Source organism: Duganella sp. HH101 (genome assembly GCF_001758795.1).
Taxonomy (GTDB): domain Bacteria; phylum Pseudomonadota; class Gammaproteobacteria; order Burkholderiales; family Burkholderiaceae_D; genus Rugamonas; species Rugamonas rivuli.
This window is the reverse complement of sequence record NZ_LRON01000018.1, coordinates 139640-154598: the sequence shown is the minus strand read 5'-3', so window position 1 is coordinate 154598 and position 14959 is coordinate 139640. Positions and strand designations below refer to the sequence as shown.

The window sequence follows — 14959 nt, the reverse complement described above, 5'->3', positions numbered from 1 at the left end:
GCGCGGCCGCCATGCTGGCGCTGACGCTGGCCGGCGGCGCCGCCGGCTGGCTGCTGCACGGCGCCGCCGACCACGGCACGCCGGCCCGGCTGGCCGACGCCGCGTTGCGCGCCGACGACGCCGCCCTGCCGCGCCGCGCCGCGCTGGCGCACGCGGTCTACGCGCCGGAAGTGCGGCACCCGGTCGAGGTGGGCGCCGACCAGCAAGCCCACCTGGTGGCCTGGCTGTCGAAGCGGCTGGGGGCGCCATTGAAGCCGCCGCAGCTGGCGGCGCTGGGCTATGCGCTGGAAGGGGGGCGGCTGCTGCCAGGCCACAGCGGGCCGGTCGCGCAATTCATGTACCGCGACAACGGCGGCGCGCGCCTGACGCTGTACGTGTCGACCGAACAGGCCCACGGCAAGCAAACCGGCTTCCGCTTTGCGCAGGAAGGCCAGGTGGGCGTGTTTTACTGGATAGACGGGCGCTTCGGCTACGCCCTGTCCGGCAACCTGGACCAGGCGGCGCTGGCCGCCGTGGCCAACGCCGTCTACGCCCAGCTGGAACCGGCGGATTGAACGCTGGCTAGGCGTGCTTGCTGATTTCGATCAGGCGCGAGCGCATGACGTCGCTGGCGGCAGGCCCCGGCGCGAACATATAGTCCTCGTCGTTGATGGCCAGGCCGCTGTTGGCGTCCACCAGCACCTGGTCGGCCGGCTTGCCGGTTTCGCGGCTGACCACCAGCAGGCTGGCGCCTTCCGGCGCCAGGTGGTCGTTGCCCCAGGCGATGAAGGCCAGCAGCACCGGCTTGAAGGCGCGGCCGGACTTGGTCAGCACGTATTCATAGCGCGGCGGACGGGCGCTGTACTGGCGCCGCTCCATCAGGCCGCCCTCGACCAGCCCGGCCAGGCGGCGGGTCAGCATGTTCGGGGCGATCTTCAGGCTCTTTTCGAACTCGTCGAAGCGCGACAGGCCGTAAAACGCGTCGCGCAGGATCAGGATACTCCACCACTCCCCTACCTTGCCCAGGCTGCGGGCGATGGGGCAAGGCATGCGGCCAAAGTCGGTATGTTTCATTTTTGACTCCTCGGTTCCAAGGTTAGCAAACAAAAAACAGCAAGCACAGCACGGCGATAACTGAGTTACTTGCAAGTTGGAGGAAACAATTTGTGACTTTTTTAGATGACGTCGCCGGTGTGACAATGTGTGTATTTTCACGCCCCGGTTTCGCCGCCTGTCGCCGCCACAATTTTTGGCTATTTCCCCTATGAAAAACTCGATCTTTCCGCCTTCTCCCCAGCCTCAAAAATAGGCTAAAAAAGCAGGCAAAAAACTCTCCAAAAATCACTTAATTTCCATACGTCAATTCCCATGTAAAATGTGTCTAGTCGTGAGCATGTTTTTACGGAGTAAAATTCTTCCTGTAGATTCATGCCGCGCTACCTGATGGGCTGCCCACAGGAACCGGTCTGAATGTCCCGATACCGGTTGCAGCCATCGCACGATTGCCGCGCACCTTAAAAACGTGTGTAAAAGATGAAAACTTTCTACAAAGCCCTCACCGTCGTCCTGCTCAGCGCACCGCTGCTGGCGCACGCCGGTAACAAAATCGCCACCGGCACCATGCAGGTCAGCTTCACCGTGACCGAATCGTGCAACGTGCAAGCGGCCACCGCCCGGCGTCCCGCCGTGTCCTGCCAGCTGAACACGCCTTACCAGGTCAACCGCGACGCCGACAAGGCCGCCGCCGCAACCGCCTATACCACCGCCGCGCCGGCTCCCGCCGTCAACGCCGCGCCGCTGCGCACCGAAACCGGCGCCGCGCAAGACTGGACCATCTACTTCTAAGCGGCGCCCGCCGCGGCGTTCCATCTCAGAACGCCACCACCGCCGTCACCGTATCCTTGTAAGACCCCGGCAGCACCGCGCTCTGCGACGGCACCAGCCCGTACACCGTGACCGACTGCGTGCTGCCGTCGCCGGTTCCCGTCACCGTCACCGTGCCGCCCGTGCCATCGCCCCACAGCGTCCCGTCCAGCGAGTTCGACAGCCGGTACGACACCTTGGCGGCCGCGCTGGCCAGGTTTTGCATCTGCCGCGCCGTCACGCTGCCGGCCACGCTGCCGCCGTTGAGCGAGATCTGGTAGGCGGCGTTGGGGCTGCACGCCACCGCGATCGACGAGGTGGCGCGCACCGGGCTGCTGATCAGGCTGCCGCTGGGAAACGCCAGCGCGCCGGCGCTGATGGTGCAATCGTTGATCACCTCGGCGCGCACCTGGAACGGCAGCGCCGACACCGGGCCGGCCAGGCAGGCGGGCAAGCCGCCCAGCACGAAGGAATACTGCATGGCGGCGCTGCCGGCGCCGAAATCCGAGGTGTACATGGCCGAGCCGGTGCCGGCGGTCCTGGCGGCCGACAGCGAGGCGTCCGCCGTCAGCTGGCCGTACACCGTCACCGTCTGCACCAGCGTGCCGGCGCTGCCGCCCTTGGTCATGGTGAGGATGATGGGCGTGGGCGTGGCCGCCACCACCGGCGCGCCCCAGATCTTCGGTGCCGCATAGCTGGCGTCGGTGTACAGGTTGTAGTTCAGCGTCTGCGTGCCGTACTTGAGCTGGCGCGGCGTGGTGCTGGCCGAGTTCGTGCCATTGCCGAGGAACAGGCACACCGTCACGTTGGGGAACAGCACCAGGAAGGGCGCGAGCCCGGCGATGCCGGTCCAGGTGCAGGTGACGGTGGCGGTGCCGGTGGTGGTGACGTTGACGCCGCCGATCGGGCTGACCGGCGTGAACAGCACGTCGGTCATGCTGGCGGTGCAGGAGTCGGCGCGCGCGTGGCCGGCGGCCAGCATCGCGGCCAGTCCCAGCACCGGCGCCAGGCAGCGCATCGCCAGGCCGGCGCGCATCAGTGCACCGCCTTGCAGACCAGCGGCCCCAACGTGGGCAAGGCACGCAGCGGATCGGCCAGGTAGGCGAAGCGCACCGCGCAGGCGGCCGCGCCTTCGCCGATCAGCAAATGGTTGTCCGCCTGCAGGCGGTCGACGAAGGCCATGCCGTCGAAACCGACCACGGTGCGGCCGCCGCTTTCCACATGCAGCACCGCGGCGCCGGCGGCGACCGGCTGGCCGTCGGCGGTCCGCAGCAGCACGCTGGCGGCGGCGTATTTCTCCACCGGGAAATGCGCCAGCACGCCCGACAGCCGCGCCGGCACCACGTCGATGGAGGTCGTGGCGATGCGCGCATCGAGCGGCAGGCCGGAGGTGTCGATGGCCAGCGGGTTGGACACATAGGGATTGAGGTTGGGCACCAGCAGATGGCCGCCGCGGTCGGTCTGGCCGATGCGGCGGTTGGCCTGCAGCACCGGCACGCCGGCCACGCCGTCGGTCGACACCAGCGCGAAGCCGGCGCCGACCTGGCGCGCCGCCTGCAGCGAACCGTCCATCAGCACCAGCGCCCCGGCCAGGTCGAGCGCGCTGTTGCGCTTGCCGCCGGCGTCCTGCGTGAAGGCGCTGAGCTGGCCGTAGGCGCCCAGGTACTGGCCCTGCGCCTGGCGCACCGAGGCGTCGCCGCTGCCGGCCTGCTGCAGTCCCCAGCCGAAGCCGCCGCCGTAGTCCGGCGCGCGCGACATGGTGTAGGTGGTGGCGCGCAGCGCGCCCTGGCGGCTGCGGCTGGCGTTGACGGCGATGCGCTCGCCAAAGCTCATGCTCAGGCTGAAGAACAGGCCGCGCACCTTGCTGTCGTTGAGGTCGCGGTAGGCGCTGGCGCTGAGATACAAGCCCTGCCCCAGCGCGGCCGAGTACGAGGCCGAGACGATGCGCGCGGCCGGCGTCAGCGGCACGCGCGCGGCGACATAGCCCAGGCCCACGCTCTGGCCCAGCGGCAGCGCCAGGTTGAGCGTGACGCGGTCGCTGGCCAGCGGCGACAGGCTGCCGCTCACCGTGCCGAGGTCGCTGTAGCCGGCCGTGGCGCGCAGCCGCAGGGTATCGACGCTGAACCAGCGGCTCAGGTACTGGTAGCCCAGCGCGGCCTGGCCGCCGCGCCCGCTGACGGTGTAGACCGTGCCGACGCTGATGGGAGCGCCGGGCGCGGCCGCCGGCAACACGCCCTGCACCGCGGTGGCGCGGCCGCTGCTGCCGGCCGCCGAGGCGCTGACCACGCCGGCCAGCCCCAGCTTCCACAGCGCGCCGGCGCCGCCGTTGAGCAAGCCCCGGCCCGCCTCGCCGTGCGTCTCCAGCGTCAGGCTGTCGCTGACGCCGTAGCGCAGCGCGGCGCTGGCGGACGGCGTGCGCGCATAGTTGAAGGAATCGCGGCCGTAGTTGCGGCGCAGCGCGCCCAGCTCCAGCGAGTAGTCGCTCAGGCCGCTGGCCAGCAGGCGGGTGTCGACATACAGCGGCAGCACGGTGGCGACGGCGCGGCCGGCGGCGTCGCGCGTCACCAGCGTGGCCTGGCCGGCGCCGTTGATGCCGGCCACCTGGTTGATGACGAAGGGACCGGGCGGCACCGTCATCTCGACCTGGCGCACGCCGTCGACGAACAGGCTGACGGCGCTGGGCACCACGGCCGAACCGTTGAGCGAGGCGACCGGATAGGTCAGCAGGTCCGGCCGCAGGTCGAAGCTCTTGCGCCACTGCACGCCGGCCATGCGCAGCGAGCGGCTCCAGCTCAGCGAGGAGGAAATCAGGTCGCCGACCTGCCAGGTTTCCAGCGTGTCCGGATCGGCGTGCGACCAGTAGCTGTCGAAGCGGATGAACTGGTTCTGGCCCTGGCCGGTGTTCCACACGCCGTTGCTGCTGAACACGCCGCGCGGCGAAAAATAGCGCAGCTCGCTCAACAGCGATGCGCTGCGGGCCGCGCCCAGCTGGGTGTAGACATCGTAGTTCAGCACATACCCTGGCGACACCCGCGCCGGCGCCGCACGCGGCGCGCTGCGCGCGCTCAGCGCGACCGGCGTGCGCAGCGCATCGCTGACGCGCAAGGCGATCCGTTGCAGCGCGGCGTCGTACTCGTAGCTCAGGCCGGGGACGGCGTCGAGGTCGAATTCCTCCTGTCCCTGCAGCCCGAACAGCGCGGGGTCGAGCTGGAGGTCGCGCAGGTTCTGCACCGTGCTGCGCAGGCCGGCCTTGCCGCGGGTAAAGCGCAATATCAGTCCGCTTGCTTCGCCGTTCACACTGACCTCCAAAAAAAGCTCATCGGTTGCCGCCGCCGGAATGCGGCTCACTACGTCTTCGGACGCGCCGCCGGCGTGCTGCGCCCGCGCCGCGCCCGAGGCGGCGCACGCCAGCCAGGCCAGGTTCGCCAGCCACCCTGCCAGCCGCCGCGCGCCAGTCATGTCGGGACCTTGGTTCAGATCGAAAACCTCCGGTACTGCGCCGGCCACCGGGCCGGCGCGCTCAGTCCACCTTGTCCACCGTCACCGCCGTCTGCGCCTGCATATTGATGTTGGCCTTGACCGCCAGCCGGCCATGCAGGTCGGCGTCGGCGGGCGTCGGCAGGCGCCACTCGCGCAGCTGGCCCGCCAGCACATAACCGAACAAGCCCTGCGCCAGCACGAACTGCTTGCCGGCCGCGTTGCTCAGCTCCAGCGCGCCGATCTGCGCCCGCTGGTTGCCGCTGTTACGTACGCGCAGCATCCAGGCCTCGTCTTTGCGGAACACCGCCCAGGCCAGCGCCGGCGCGCCGCGCTCGTCGGGCGGCAGCACGAACATCGGCACCGAATAGCGCAGGCGGATGTCGACGCCGCTGCCGGCGGCCTGGTCTTCGCGCGGAATCTCATCGATCAGGATGCGGTAGCTCAGCTCGCGGGTGGCCAGCTGCTCGCTGCGCCGCACCAGCCGGATCACCTGGCTGCTCTTGGGCGCGATCTGGATGATGGGCGGGCTGGGCACGACTTCCTGGGTGGGCGTCAGCACATCGTCGCCATCCTTCTGCTCCCACAGGAACACCCTGACCTGGCCGTACACCGGGCTCTCGCTCAGGTTTTGCATGGAAATGCCGGTCGCGCCCTGGCCGGCGCGCAGGGTGATCATCACCGGCGAGATCTGCAGGTTCGCCGCCTGCGCCGGCGCACCGGTCCACAGCAGGAAACCGCCCAAGATCCAGCCGGTACAACGCGTCCGTATGTTCATCACGCCCCTGCGGTCCAGTTCGCACATTGCCTTCGTTCAACTGTCGATTTGATTATCATCGATCTAAGAAACATGTGCTTTTGCCACAGGAGACGGCGGTTTTGATTGCGTAGAAATCTATTAAAAATATTTTCAGGATAGGCAAAATTTGCAACAAGCTTGCAAGCCGTCTCAGAAATACACGGTCGCCGTGATGGTCGATTTATAGGCATCCGGCTGCGGCGTGGTCTGCACCGGGATCTGGCCGTAGACCGTCAGCGTTTGGGCGACGCCGCTGCCGGTGCCGCTCTTGGTGTCGGTGCCCTGGGTGTTGCCCCACAGCGTGGCGCCGTTGGTCTGGAACAGATTGAAGGCGATGGTGCTGGTGTTGCCGCCGGTGCCGCTCATGTAGCGCGTGGTGCCGCTGGAGCCGGCGCCGGTGCCGGCGCTCAGGCCGACGTTGTACGGCGTGGTGTTGGTGCACAACACGCTCAGCGTGGTGTTGGCGGTGACGGCGGTCGCCAGCACGCCCTGCGACGAGCCGAAGTCCAGCGTGTTGGCGGCGATGGTGCAGTCGGCGATGATGGTCACTTGCGCATCGAAGGTGGTGGTGCGGCTGCCGTTGCTGTAGACGGCGGCGCCGGCCAGGTGCGGCACGAGCAGGCCGAGGGACAGGATGGCGGCATAGCGTTGGATGGTAGGGCGCATGATGAAACTCCAAAAAAGTAAAAGGATGGGTGCTGGAAAGTTGTACGTATGCCACACTCGGGCGGCGAAAACCGGGGGCCGGCTTAGCCGGATCAGAAATACACGGTGGCGGTGATGGTCGATTTGTAGGTGTCCGGCTGCGGCGTGGTCTGCACCGGAATCTGGCCGTAGATGGTGATGCTCTGGGCGACGCCGGTGCCGGTGCCGCTCTTGGTGTCCGTGCCCTGGGTGTTGCCCCAGGCGGTGGCGCCGTTGGTCTGGAACAGGTTGAAGCCGATGGTGCTGGTGTTGCCGCCGGTGCCGCTCATATAGCGCGTGGTGCCGCTGGAGCCGGTGCCGGTGCCGGCGCTGAGGCCGACGTTGTACGGCGTGGTGTTGGTGCACAGCACGCTCAGCGTGGTGTTGGCGCTGACCACGCTCGACAGCACGCCCTGCGAGGAACCGAAGTTCAGGTTGCTGGCGGAGATGGTGCAATCGGCGATGATGGTCAGCGTGACGTCGAAGGTGCTGGTGCGGCTGCCGTTGCTGTAGATGGCGGCATTGGCGACGGCGGCAAACAGCGTGGTGGTGGCCAGGACGACGGCGAAACGGCGGGCGCGCTCAGTGTTGGTCATGTCAGAACTCCGTAAGTCGAGATATAAAAAATTAGATTTTTCGTAGCTCAACTCGCTGATTGGGAGTTGCATGCTGTGGCGCCCGGGGCGCCGGACCGGCTGTATCTGGGCGCGGTCGGAACAGGTTTCAGCTTTGCTTTCCGGCGTCCACCTCATTGCCGTTCGCCAACTGATGAGTCCATTATTCACGATAAAAAAAAATCGTGCTTTTGCGCAATGTGACAGCGCTTCTGCTGGCGGAGAAATCTATTAAAAAATTTCAAAAGATAGGCATAATACGCAACAGAGCGTGACAAAACCTTATCAACCAGGTCTCAAAGGTGGGCCATGCAGACTGCCAGCGACACACAGACACGCAAGATCCTGATCGTGGACGACTCCGCGTTCGAGCAGCGCGTGCTAGTCGACCTGCTCAGCGAGCTGCCCTACAAGGTCTCGGTGGCCTTCAACGGCCTGCAGGGCTACCAGTTGGCGCTGGCCCAGCATCCCGACCTGATCCTGCTGGACGTGCGCATGCCCAGCATGGACGGCTACACCGCCTGCCGCCTGCTCAAGGCCAACCCCGTCACCCAGGACATTCCCATCATCTTCCTCAGCGGCGCCGACGCCGACGAGGAGCGCATCATGGGCCTGTCGATAGGCGGCGTGGATTTCGTCGCCAAGCCGTTTTCGCCGGGCGAACTGGCGGCGCGCATACAGGTGCACCTGAACCTGGCCCGCCGCGCCAGCCAGACGCGCGCGGCAGCGTCCGCCCCCGAGGCCCCGGCGCGCGCCACGGCGGCCGACACCGATCCCGACGCCGTCATCGTCAACGCCGCCAAGCGCCTGATCGTCGACAACCTGGCCTCGCTGCCCGGCCTGGCCGAGATCGCCCGCAGCGTCGGCACCTACCGTGAAAAACTGTCGCAGGTGTTCCGCGAGCAGACCGGCATGACGGTGTTCGCCTTCATCCGCGAAACCCGCATCCGGCGCGGCGAGGAACTGCTGAGGGACACCGATATCGACGTGCAGGACATCGCCCTGCTGATCGGCTTCAACAACGCCGGCAACTTCGCCACCGCCTTCCGCGAGCGCATCGGCGTCACGCCCAGCGCCTTCCGCCAGGCGATCCAGCAGAAAAAAACGCCGCTCGGCTGAAGCCGGCGGCGTGGTCGGGAGGAGACGTGGAAGCGCTCAGCGCAGGCGGAACACGCTGACCACGCCGGCCAGGTTGGCGGCCTGCTCCTGCAGCGAACCGGCGGCGGCGGCGGCCTGCTCGACCAGCGCGGCGTTCTGCTGCGTCACCTCGTCCATCTGCACAATGGCCTTGTTGACTTCCTCGATGCCGGTGCTCTGCTCGCTGCTGGCGGCGGAGATTTCCGCCACCACGTCGCTGACGCGGCGCACGCTGGACACCACCTCGGCCATCGTGCTGCCGGCCTGCTGCACCAGCGCCGTGCCGCTGTCGACCTGCACCACCGAATCGTCGATCAAGCCCTTGATTTCCTTGGCCGCCGCCGCCGAGCGCTGGGCCAGGTTGCGCACCTCGGAAGCGACCACGGCGAAACCGCGCCCCTGCTCGCCGGCGCGCGCCGCCTCCACCGCCGCGTTCAGCGCCAGGATGTTGGTCTGGAAGGCGATGCCGTCGATGACGCTGATGATGTCGACAATCTTGCGCGACGACGCGCTGATCGACTCCATGGTGGCGATCACCTCGCCCACCACCTTGCCGCCGTCGGCCGCCGTGCTGGACGCCGATTGCGCCAGCTGGTTGGCCTGGCGCGCGTTGTCGGCGTTCTGCTTGACGGTCGAGGTCAGCTCTTCCATCGCCGACGCGGTTTGCTCCAGCGAGCTGGCTTGGCCCTCGGTGCGGGCCGACAGGTCCAGGTTGCCGCTGGCGATTTCCGCCGACGCCGTGGCGATGGTGTCGGTGCCGCCGCGCACTTCGCCGACCACCCGCAGCAGGCTGTCGTTCATGGCCTTGAGCGACTGCATCAGCTGCCCCGTTTCATCCTTGCCGTGGCTGACGATGTGGGCCGTCAGATCGCCATCGGCCACGCGCCGGGCCACGCCCACCGCCTCTTCCAGCGGGCCGGCGACGATGCGCGCCACCACCGTCGCCAGCACCATGCTGAGCACGATCAGCACGATCAGCGTGCCGATGATCATCTTGCGCGACAGCGAGAAGGTGTCGCTGGCCCCCTTGTCGGCGGCGGCGCTGCCGTCATCGTTGATCTTGACCAGCGCGTCAAGCTGCTCGTTGGCCTGCCGGAACAGCTTGTTGGAGCCGCCGCGGAACAGCGTGCGCGCCTCGTCCTTCTTGCCCTCGCGCGACAGCGCAGCCAGCTTGGCGCTGCTGGCCAGGTAGTCGTCCAGGGATTTCTGCAGCTCGGCGTAGATGCGTTTTTCTTCCGGTTCGGAGACCAGCGCCGCATACGAGGCTTGCTGTTTGCGCAAAGTTTCCAGCCGCGTGGCCATCGACTTGTCGGTCGCCGCCATGTCCGCCTCTTCGCTCAGCAGGATGTGGGTGGCCTCGGAAATGCGATAGCGCGACAGCGAGGACTGGATCTGCCCCAGGTAGCGCACCGCCGGCATCCAGTTGGTGGCGATGTCGGTCGACGCCTGGTTGACCTTGACCAGCTGGGCCAGCGAAAACACGCCCAGCAGACAGGTCAGCGCGATCACGACGCCGAACGCCACGATCAGCTTTTTGCCGATTCTTAAGTCGTAAAACCATTGCATGGTATCTCCTCGGGTAATTCCTTATGGAAATATCATCATAGAACGGGTGACGGTGAATGTCACCCCTTCATTTGAGCTGTTTAGCAAGGGCCTAGAACTTGGTGTTGAGCTTGAGCGACGCGAAACGCCCGCGCGGATCGGCCTGGGTAAAGTCGAAGAAGGCGGTCGACGAATCCCACGACGGCCGCTTGTCGCCCAGGTTTTGCACCGCCAGCGTCAGCGTGCTGGCCTTGCCCAGCTTGCGCGACACGCTGAGGTCGTAGGTGGCGTTGGACGACACGTGCTCGCCCACGCGCGCGGCCTGCGAGGTCTGGTCGTAGCCGCCGGTGTAGTTCCAGGTCAGCGTGCTGCTCCAGCTGCCGATCTCCCAGGTGGCGTGGCTGACGCCGCGCCAGCCCGGCAGCGAACCGAAGTAGTTGTTGCCGGCGCCATTGGTCAGCGGCTCGCCTTCCGACAGCGGCGCGGCGTAGCGGAACAGGCGACTCAGCTGGGCGCGCAGGTCCAGCTTGCCGTAGGCGGCGCTGGTGTAGCTCTGGCGCAGGTCGACGTCGACGCCGGACACCACGCGGTCGCCCTGGTTGCTGTACTGCAGATACAGCGTGCTGATGCGGCCATCGGCGTCGCGCACCACCTGGCCCGGGCGGTTGGCGGCGATGATGGTGTCGCTGTTGTCGGTGCCGATCACGCCGCGCGTCTTGATGCGGTAGTAGTCGACGCCGACGCTGCTGGTGCTGCTCGGGGCGATCACGAAGCCGAGGTTGAGGTTGTCCGAACGCTCGGGCCGCAGCGCGGCGTTGGCGGTGGTGACGTTGGTGACGCCGCGCGCCTGCTTGGGCGCGATCGGATCGCGCGGATCGATGACGGCGCCGTAGCTGACCGAATTGCTGTTGGTGATTTCCGGCAGCGACGGCGCGCGGAAGCCGCGCGACACGGTGCCGCGCAGCAGCAGCCCGGGTACGGCCTCGTAGCGCAGGCTGGCCTTGGGCGAGAAGGCGTTGCCGAAGTCGCTGTAGTGGTCGGCGCGGCCGGCCACGTTCAGGTTCAGCTTGCTGGTCAGCGGCGCGTTGGCTTCGGCAAACAGCGCCGACACATCGCGCTGGCCGTTGATGATGTTGATGGCCGGACGCAGCTCGGTGCCCGACAGCACGGCGCTCGAGGTGTTCGAGTTCATGCCTTCGCGGCGCCACTGGCCGCCCAGCGCGATGCCGAGCGGGCCGGCCGGCAGGTCCAGCAGGTCGCGCGCGGCGGAAACGTCCACCGTGGTCAGCTGCGATTGCGCCGGACGCAGCGTCGACAGGCGCAGGCGGTTGCGTACCGCTACGCTGTTCTTGCCCTGGTCGGCGAAGTTGTAGCTGCCGTCGGCCAGCACTTTTTCAAACTCGTAGCGGTTGACGAAGTTCTGCACCGTCTCCTCCAGCGTGCTGGCCGAGCGGCCCAGCGACGCGTCCACGTCCCAGCCGGCCAGCTGGCCCTTGACGCCGCCCAGCGCGCGGTAGAAGTCGACCTTGTCGGCCTTCAGGCGCGGGCCCAGGTCGAACAGCGTGGCGGTGATCGCCACCGGCGTCGTGCCCGGATTGTTCGGATGGCCGACCGGCAGCGTCGCGCCTATCGTGTCGAGCTTCTGGCTCTGCTTGTTCCAGGCGCGCAGGCTGCTGCTGACCGACAGCGGTGCGCCGAAGGTCTGGTCGGCGCGCGAGTAGCTGTACAGCAGGTCGGCATAGGCCACCAGCTCCGGCGTCAATTGCAGGCTGCCGCGCAGCGACGCGTGCACCCGCTGCACCGCCGGGATCAGCGTCTTGTATTCGGCCGGATTGTAGGCCAGCACCTGGCCCTGCTTGCCGTCGCTGACCGCGCCATACGGCGTCAGTTGCAGCGGGCCCTGCGCGCCGCCCAGCAGCCTGGTGGCGTCGGTGCCGTAGTAGTTGGTCGGCACCCAGGCCAGGCTGCCGTTTTGCTCGGCGCGGAAATCGCTGCCGCGCATCCAGTCCACATCGGTCTGCTGCAGCTTGCTGCGCTGCTGCGCGTCCAGCGCGAACACCAGGCTGTAGCCGTTCTCCGCCAGCGAGCCGAAGCCGGTCTGCAGCGCCGCCCGCTTGTCGGTCTGGCCCGTGCCCTGGGTCGAGGCGCCGCCCTCCACCGTCGCTTCGGTGCCCTTGAATTCCTGGTACAGGATGATGTTGACCACGCCGGCCACCGCGTCCGAACCGTAGATCGACGAGGCGCCGTCCTTGAGCACCTCGATGCGCTGCACCGCCGCCATCGGCAGGCTGTTCAGGTCGACAAACACTTCCTGCAGATCCTGCGCCGTCGCATACGGGCTGACGCGCTTGCCGTTGACCAGCACCAGCGTGTTCTTCTGCCCCAGGCCGCGCAGCGACACGCCGGCCGTGCCGGCCGAGAAGCTGCCCGTGTACTGCTCGTTGTAGCTGTTGCCGCTGTTGGCGGCCAGCGAACGGATGACGTCGGCGATACTGGTCTTGCCGCTGGCGGCGATATCCTTGGCGCTGAGCACCTCGATGGCGGCGGCGCCCTCTTTTTCGGTGACGCGGATATTCGAGCCGGTGACGATGACGCGCGCCGGGTCGGCGGCGGCCTCCTCGGCGTGCAGCAGTTGCGGGAAGGCGGCGGCCAGCGCCAGGGTGATGCTGAGTGGTTTGAACATGATTCCTCTTGGTGGGTTTGGTACTGCTTTTCCGGTAGAAAAAGCGTGCAAAAGCGCGGCCGCTGCCGGCCTGGTGGGCCGGACGGACTTGCTCGATGGGACGACGGGGTGAAAGCGGCGTTACAGGGCGCGGCACATGCACTGCGCCATGCAGAGCATGTACAGGACGTGGCGATAGGAAGCTAAGGTGAAAACGTGAGTGCGATGCATGGCAACAGGCCGCTGATACTGTGAGCCTGCACTATAAAGATTGCCGTCGGGGAAGGGAACGAATTAAATTCTACTTGTATATGCCAATTGAATCTAAAGCAGCATCTACGGCGCGGCGGCGCGCATCTGGCGCCGCCAGAAGAACCACGACACCAGCGCATTGAACCAGTAGGCCGCGTACAGCACGGCGGTCAGGTGCAGGCCGCGGCTGGCGTACAGCGGCACCGAGATGGTGTTGACCAGCAGCCAGAACGGCCAGGTGTCGAGGCGCCGGCCCATCAGCAGCAGCTGGGCCACGATGCTGAACATCAGCACCGCCGAATCGATGAAGGGCGCGTAGGCGTTGGTGTAGGCTTGCAGCATCAGGCCGTAGGCGGCGGTGGCGGCCAGGCCGACGCCGACCATCCAGCCCAGCGCGCCCAGCCTGGCGCGGCGGATCGGCAGCGCGCCGCCGCCGTCGCCGCGCACCCAGCGCAGCCAGCCGATGACGCAGGTGACGATGAAGAACAGCTGCAGCGCGACATCCGCATACAGGTTGACGCTGTAGAACAGCACGGCGAACATCGCGCAGCCCACCACGCCCAGCCACCACGAATGCACATTGTTGCGGCCGGCCAGCACGATCGATACGGTCATGACCATGTTGGCGGCGATTTCCAGGGGAGCGGTCAACAGCGGGGTCCAATCAGGGGTTTAGTTGCGGCAGTCGGCCGGCAACACTTGGGCGGGTATGTCTTCGCTGCCGCACTGCCAGGCAACGCGCTTATTTTCGTCCAGCCTCGGCGTGAACGCAATAGCCTTGCCGCGATAGGCCGGATCGGACGGCTGCACGCGCACCACGCCGTTGCCCGGATCGACAGCGATGTCCTGCACCACGTGGCTGGGGTCGTCCATCGCGTAGCCGGCCTGCGCCAGCGTGGCCGGGCCGCGGCCGTTGGCGTAGAAGTAGCGCTCCACCGCCGCCGTCGCATCCTGGCCGACGCCGACCACCTGCGCCATGCGCGCGCGCGCCGCGTAGTCGTTGTAGGCCGGCAGCGCCACCGCCGCCAGCATGCCGACCAGCGCGAACACCGCGATCAGCGAGCCGAGGCCGCCGACGCCCAGGCGCGGCACGCACAGCGCCAGCACATAGGCCAGGCCGTGCCGGCCCGGCTGGCTCACCTCGTTGCCCGAGGCCAGCGCCCGCACCACCGCCATGCGCTTGACCAGCCACGGGTGGTCGGCCACCAGCTCGTGGAAGGACATCCAGAAACCGGACGAGGCGCGCGCCTGCGCGGCGTAGCCGGAGGCGTTCATCTGCCGCCAGCGCTTGCCGCCGGCGGCCAGCGCGGCCAGCCCGACCTGGGCGCTTTTCAAATCGTCGCAGGCGTGGAAGCCGTGGCGGTCGCAGGTGTATTCGCGGGCGCGCGCATAGGCCGCGCCCAGCAGCGGCACCAGCGACGCCGGCGCCAGCAGCGCCGACCAGCGCAGGTGGTTGCGCTGGATGTGGCCGATCTCGTGGCCGATGTAGAAGTTGATCGCGTCCGGCCGCTCGTCCAGCGCGTCGACCACGTCCGAGTACAGCACGATGATGTGCTGGCCGAGAAAGCGCGTGGCGTAAGCGTTGAAGCTGCCGCCCATCTGCAGCAGATAGGCTTCCGGCTCGGTCTCCAGCCCCAGCCGCCGGCAGCAGGCGACGATGCGCTGGTGCAGGTCGGGGAACTGCTGCGGCGTGATGCGCACCGCCGTGCCGCGCAGCCAGGACACCAGCGCCGACTGGGCGAAGCACCACGACACCACGAACAGCAGCAGATACAGCAGCGCCATGCCCCTGGTGCCGAGCATCAGCCCGGCCCAGATCAGCAGCGACACCGCCAGCATCAGGCCGAACAGCGGCTTTTCATTCTTATAAACCAGTTCCACAACCGTCCCCGCGCAAAAGTTTCCACGCGGCTATTTTAATGGCTGATTTGAGAAAAATACAACTAT

At 67.2% G+C, this 14959-nt stretch carries 12 protein-coding genes and 1 pseudogene; 3 read left to right on the top strand and 10 right to left on the bottom strand.

All coding sequences use genetic code 11. The features are described from left to right. Positions 1-554: pseudogene (locus DUGA2_RS24485) on the top strand (anti-sigma factor); the annotation flags it as partial. Between the two features lie 7 nt (positions 555-561). Here DUGA2_RS24485 and DUGA2_RS24480 read toward each other — a convergent pair. Further along, a complete protein-coding gene (locus tag DUGA2_RS24480) occupies positions 562-1053 on the bottom strand; it encodes a helix-turn-helix domain-containing protein (protein ID WP_008444611.1) in 492 nt (163 codons plus the stop codon). Between the two features lie 459 nt (positions 1054-1512). Here DUGA2_RS24480 and DUGA2_RS24475 point away from each other — a divergent pair, with 459 nt between their 5' ends. Beyond that, on the top strand, positions 1513-1824 hold the full coding sequence (locus tag DUGA2_RS24475; RefSeq protein ID WP_070272033.1) for a hypothetical protein: 312 nt from the start codon (positions 1513-1515) through the stop codon (positions 1822-1824). A gap of 25 nt (positions 1825-1849) precedes the next feature. Here DUGA2_RS24475 and DUGA2_RS24470 read toward each other — a convergent pair whose 3' ends face one another. The 5 genes from DUGA2_RS24470 to DUGA2_RS24450 all read right to left on the bottom strand — a co-directional run bounded on the left by DUGA2_RS24470 (position 1850) and on the right by DUGA2_RS24450 (position 7398). After that, positions 1850-2878: a spore coat U domain-containing protein gene (locus DUGA2_RS24470; protein WP_070272032.1), complete on the bottom strand. Its 1029-nt coding sequence runs from the start codon at positions 2876-2878 to the stop codon at positions 1850-1852. Then, a complete protein-coding gene (locus tag DUGA2_RS24465) occupies positions 2878-5301 on the bottom strand; it encodes a fimbria/pilus outer membrane usher protein (RefSeq protein ID WP_070272031.1) in 2424 nt (807 codons plus the stop codon). Before DUGA2_RS24465 ends, DUGA2_RS24470 begins: the two co-directional genes overlap by 1 nt. Positions 5302-5362: 61 nt before the next feature. Continuing rightward, complete coding sequence (locus tag DUGA2_RS24460; protein ID WP_070272041.1) at positions 5363-6097, bottom strand: molecular chaperone; 735 nt, start codon at positions 6095-6097, stop codon at positions 5363-5365. Positions 6098-6268: 171 nt separating this feature from the next. Continuing rightward, positions 6269-6784, bottom strand: coding sequence for a spore coat U domain-containing protein (locus DUGA2_RS24455; protein ID WP_070272030.1), 516 nt, complete (start codon positions 6782-6784; stop codon positions 6269-6271). Between the two features lie 92 nt (positions 6785-6876). Next, positions 6877-7398, bottom strand: coding sequence for a spore coat U domain-containing protein (locus DUGA2_RS24450; protein WP_070272029.1), 522 nt, complete (start codon positions 7396-7398; stop codon positions 6877-6879). Positions 7399-7725: 327 nt separating this feature from the next. Between DUGA2_RS24450 and DUGA2_RS24445 the strand changes: the two genes are divergently transcribed. Next, a complete protein-coding gene (locus tag DUGA2_RS24445) occupies positions 7726-8535 on the top strand; it encodes a response regulator (RefSeq protein WP_070272028.1) in 810 nt (269 codons plus the stop codon). A 36-nt stretch (positions 8536-8571) separates the two neighbouring features. On the opposite strand, the gene DUGA2_RS24440 is transcribed toward DUGA2_RS24445, so the two are convergent. From DUGA2_RS24440 to DUGA2_RS24425, 4 genes are all read right to left on the bottom strand, one after another. Further along, positions 8572-10119 carry a methyl-accepting chemotaxis protein gene (locus DUGA2_RS24440; protein ID WP_070272027.1) on the bottom strand — a complete coding sequence of 516 codons (1548 nt, stop codon included), beginning with the start codon at positions 10117-10119 and terminating at the stop codon, positions 8572-8574. 91 nt (positions 10120-10210) lie between these two features. Further along, the gene (locus DUGA2_RS24435) at positions 10211-12781 is read right to left on the bottom strand and encodes a TonB-dependent receptor (protein ID WP_070272026.1); all 2571 of its coding nucleotides are present in this window, start codon (positions 12779-12781) and stop codon (positions 10211-10213) included. Between the two features lie 315 nt (positions 12782-13096). Beyond that, the gene (pnuC, locus tag DUGA2_RS24430) at positions 13097-13663 is read right to left on the bottom strand and encodes a nicotinamide riboside transporter PnuC (RefSeq protein ID WP_071658968.1); all 567 of its coding nucleotides are present in this window, start codon (positions 13661-13663) and stop codon (positions 13097-13099) included. 21 nt (positions 13664-13684) lie between these two features. Beyond that, positions 13685-14893, bottom strand: coding sequence for a M48 family metallopeptidase (locus tag DUGA2_RS24425; protein ID WP_070272025.1), 1209 nt, complete (start codon positions 14891-14893; stop codon positions 13685-13687). Between the last annotated feature and the right edge of the window lie 66 nt (positions 14894-14959).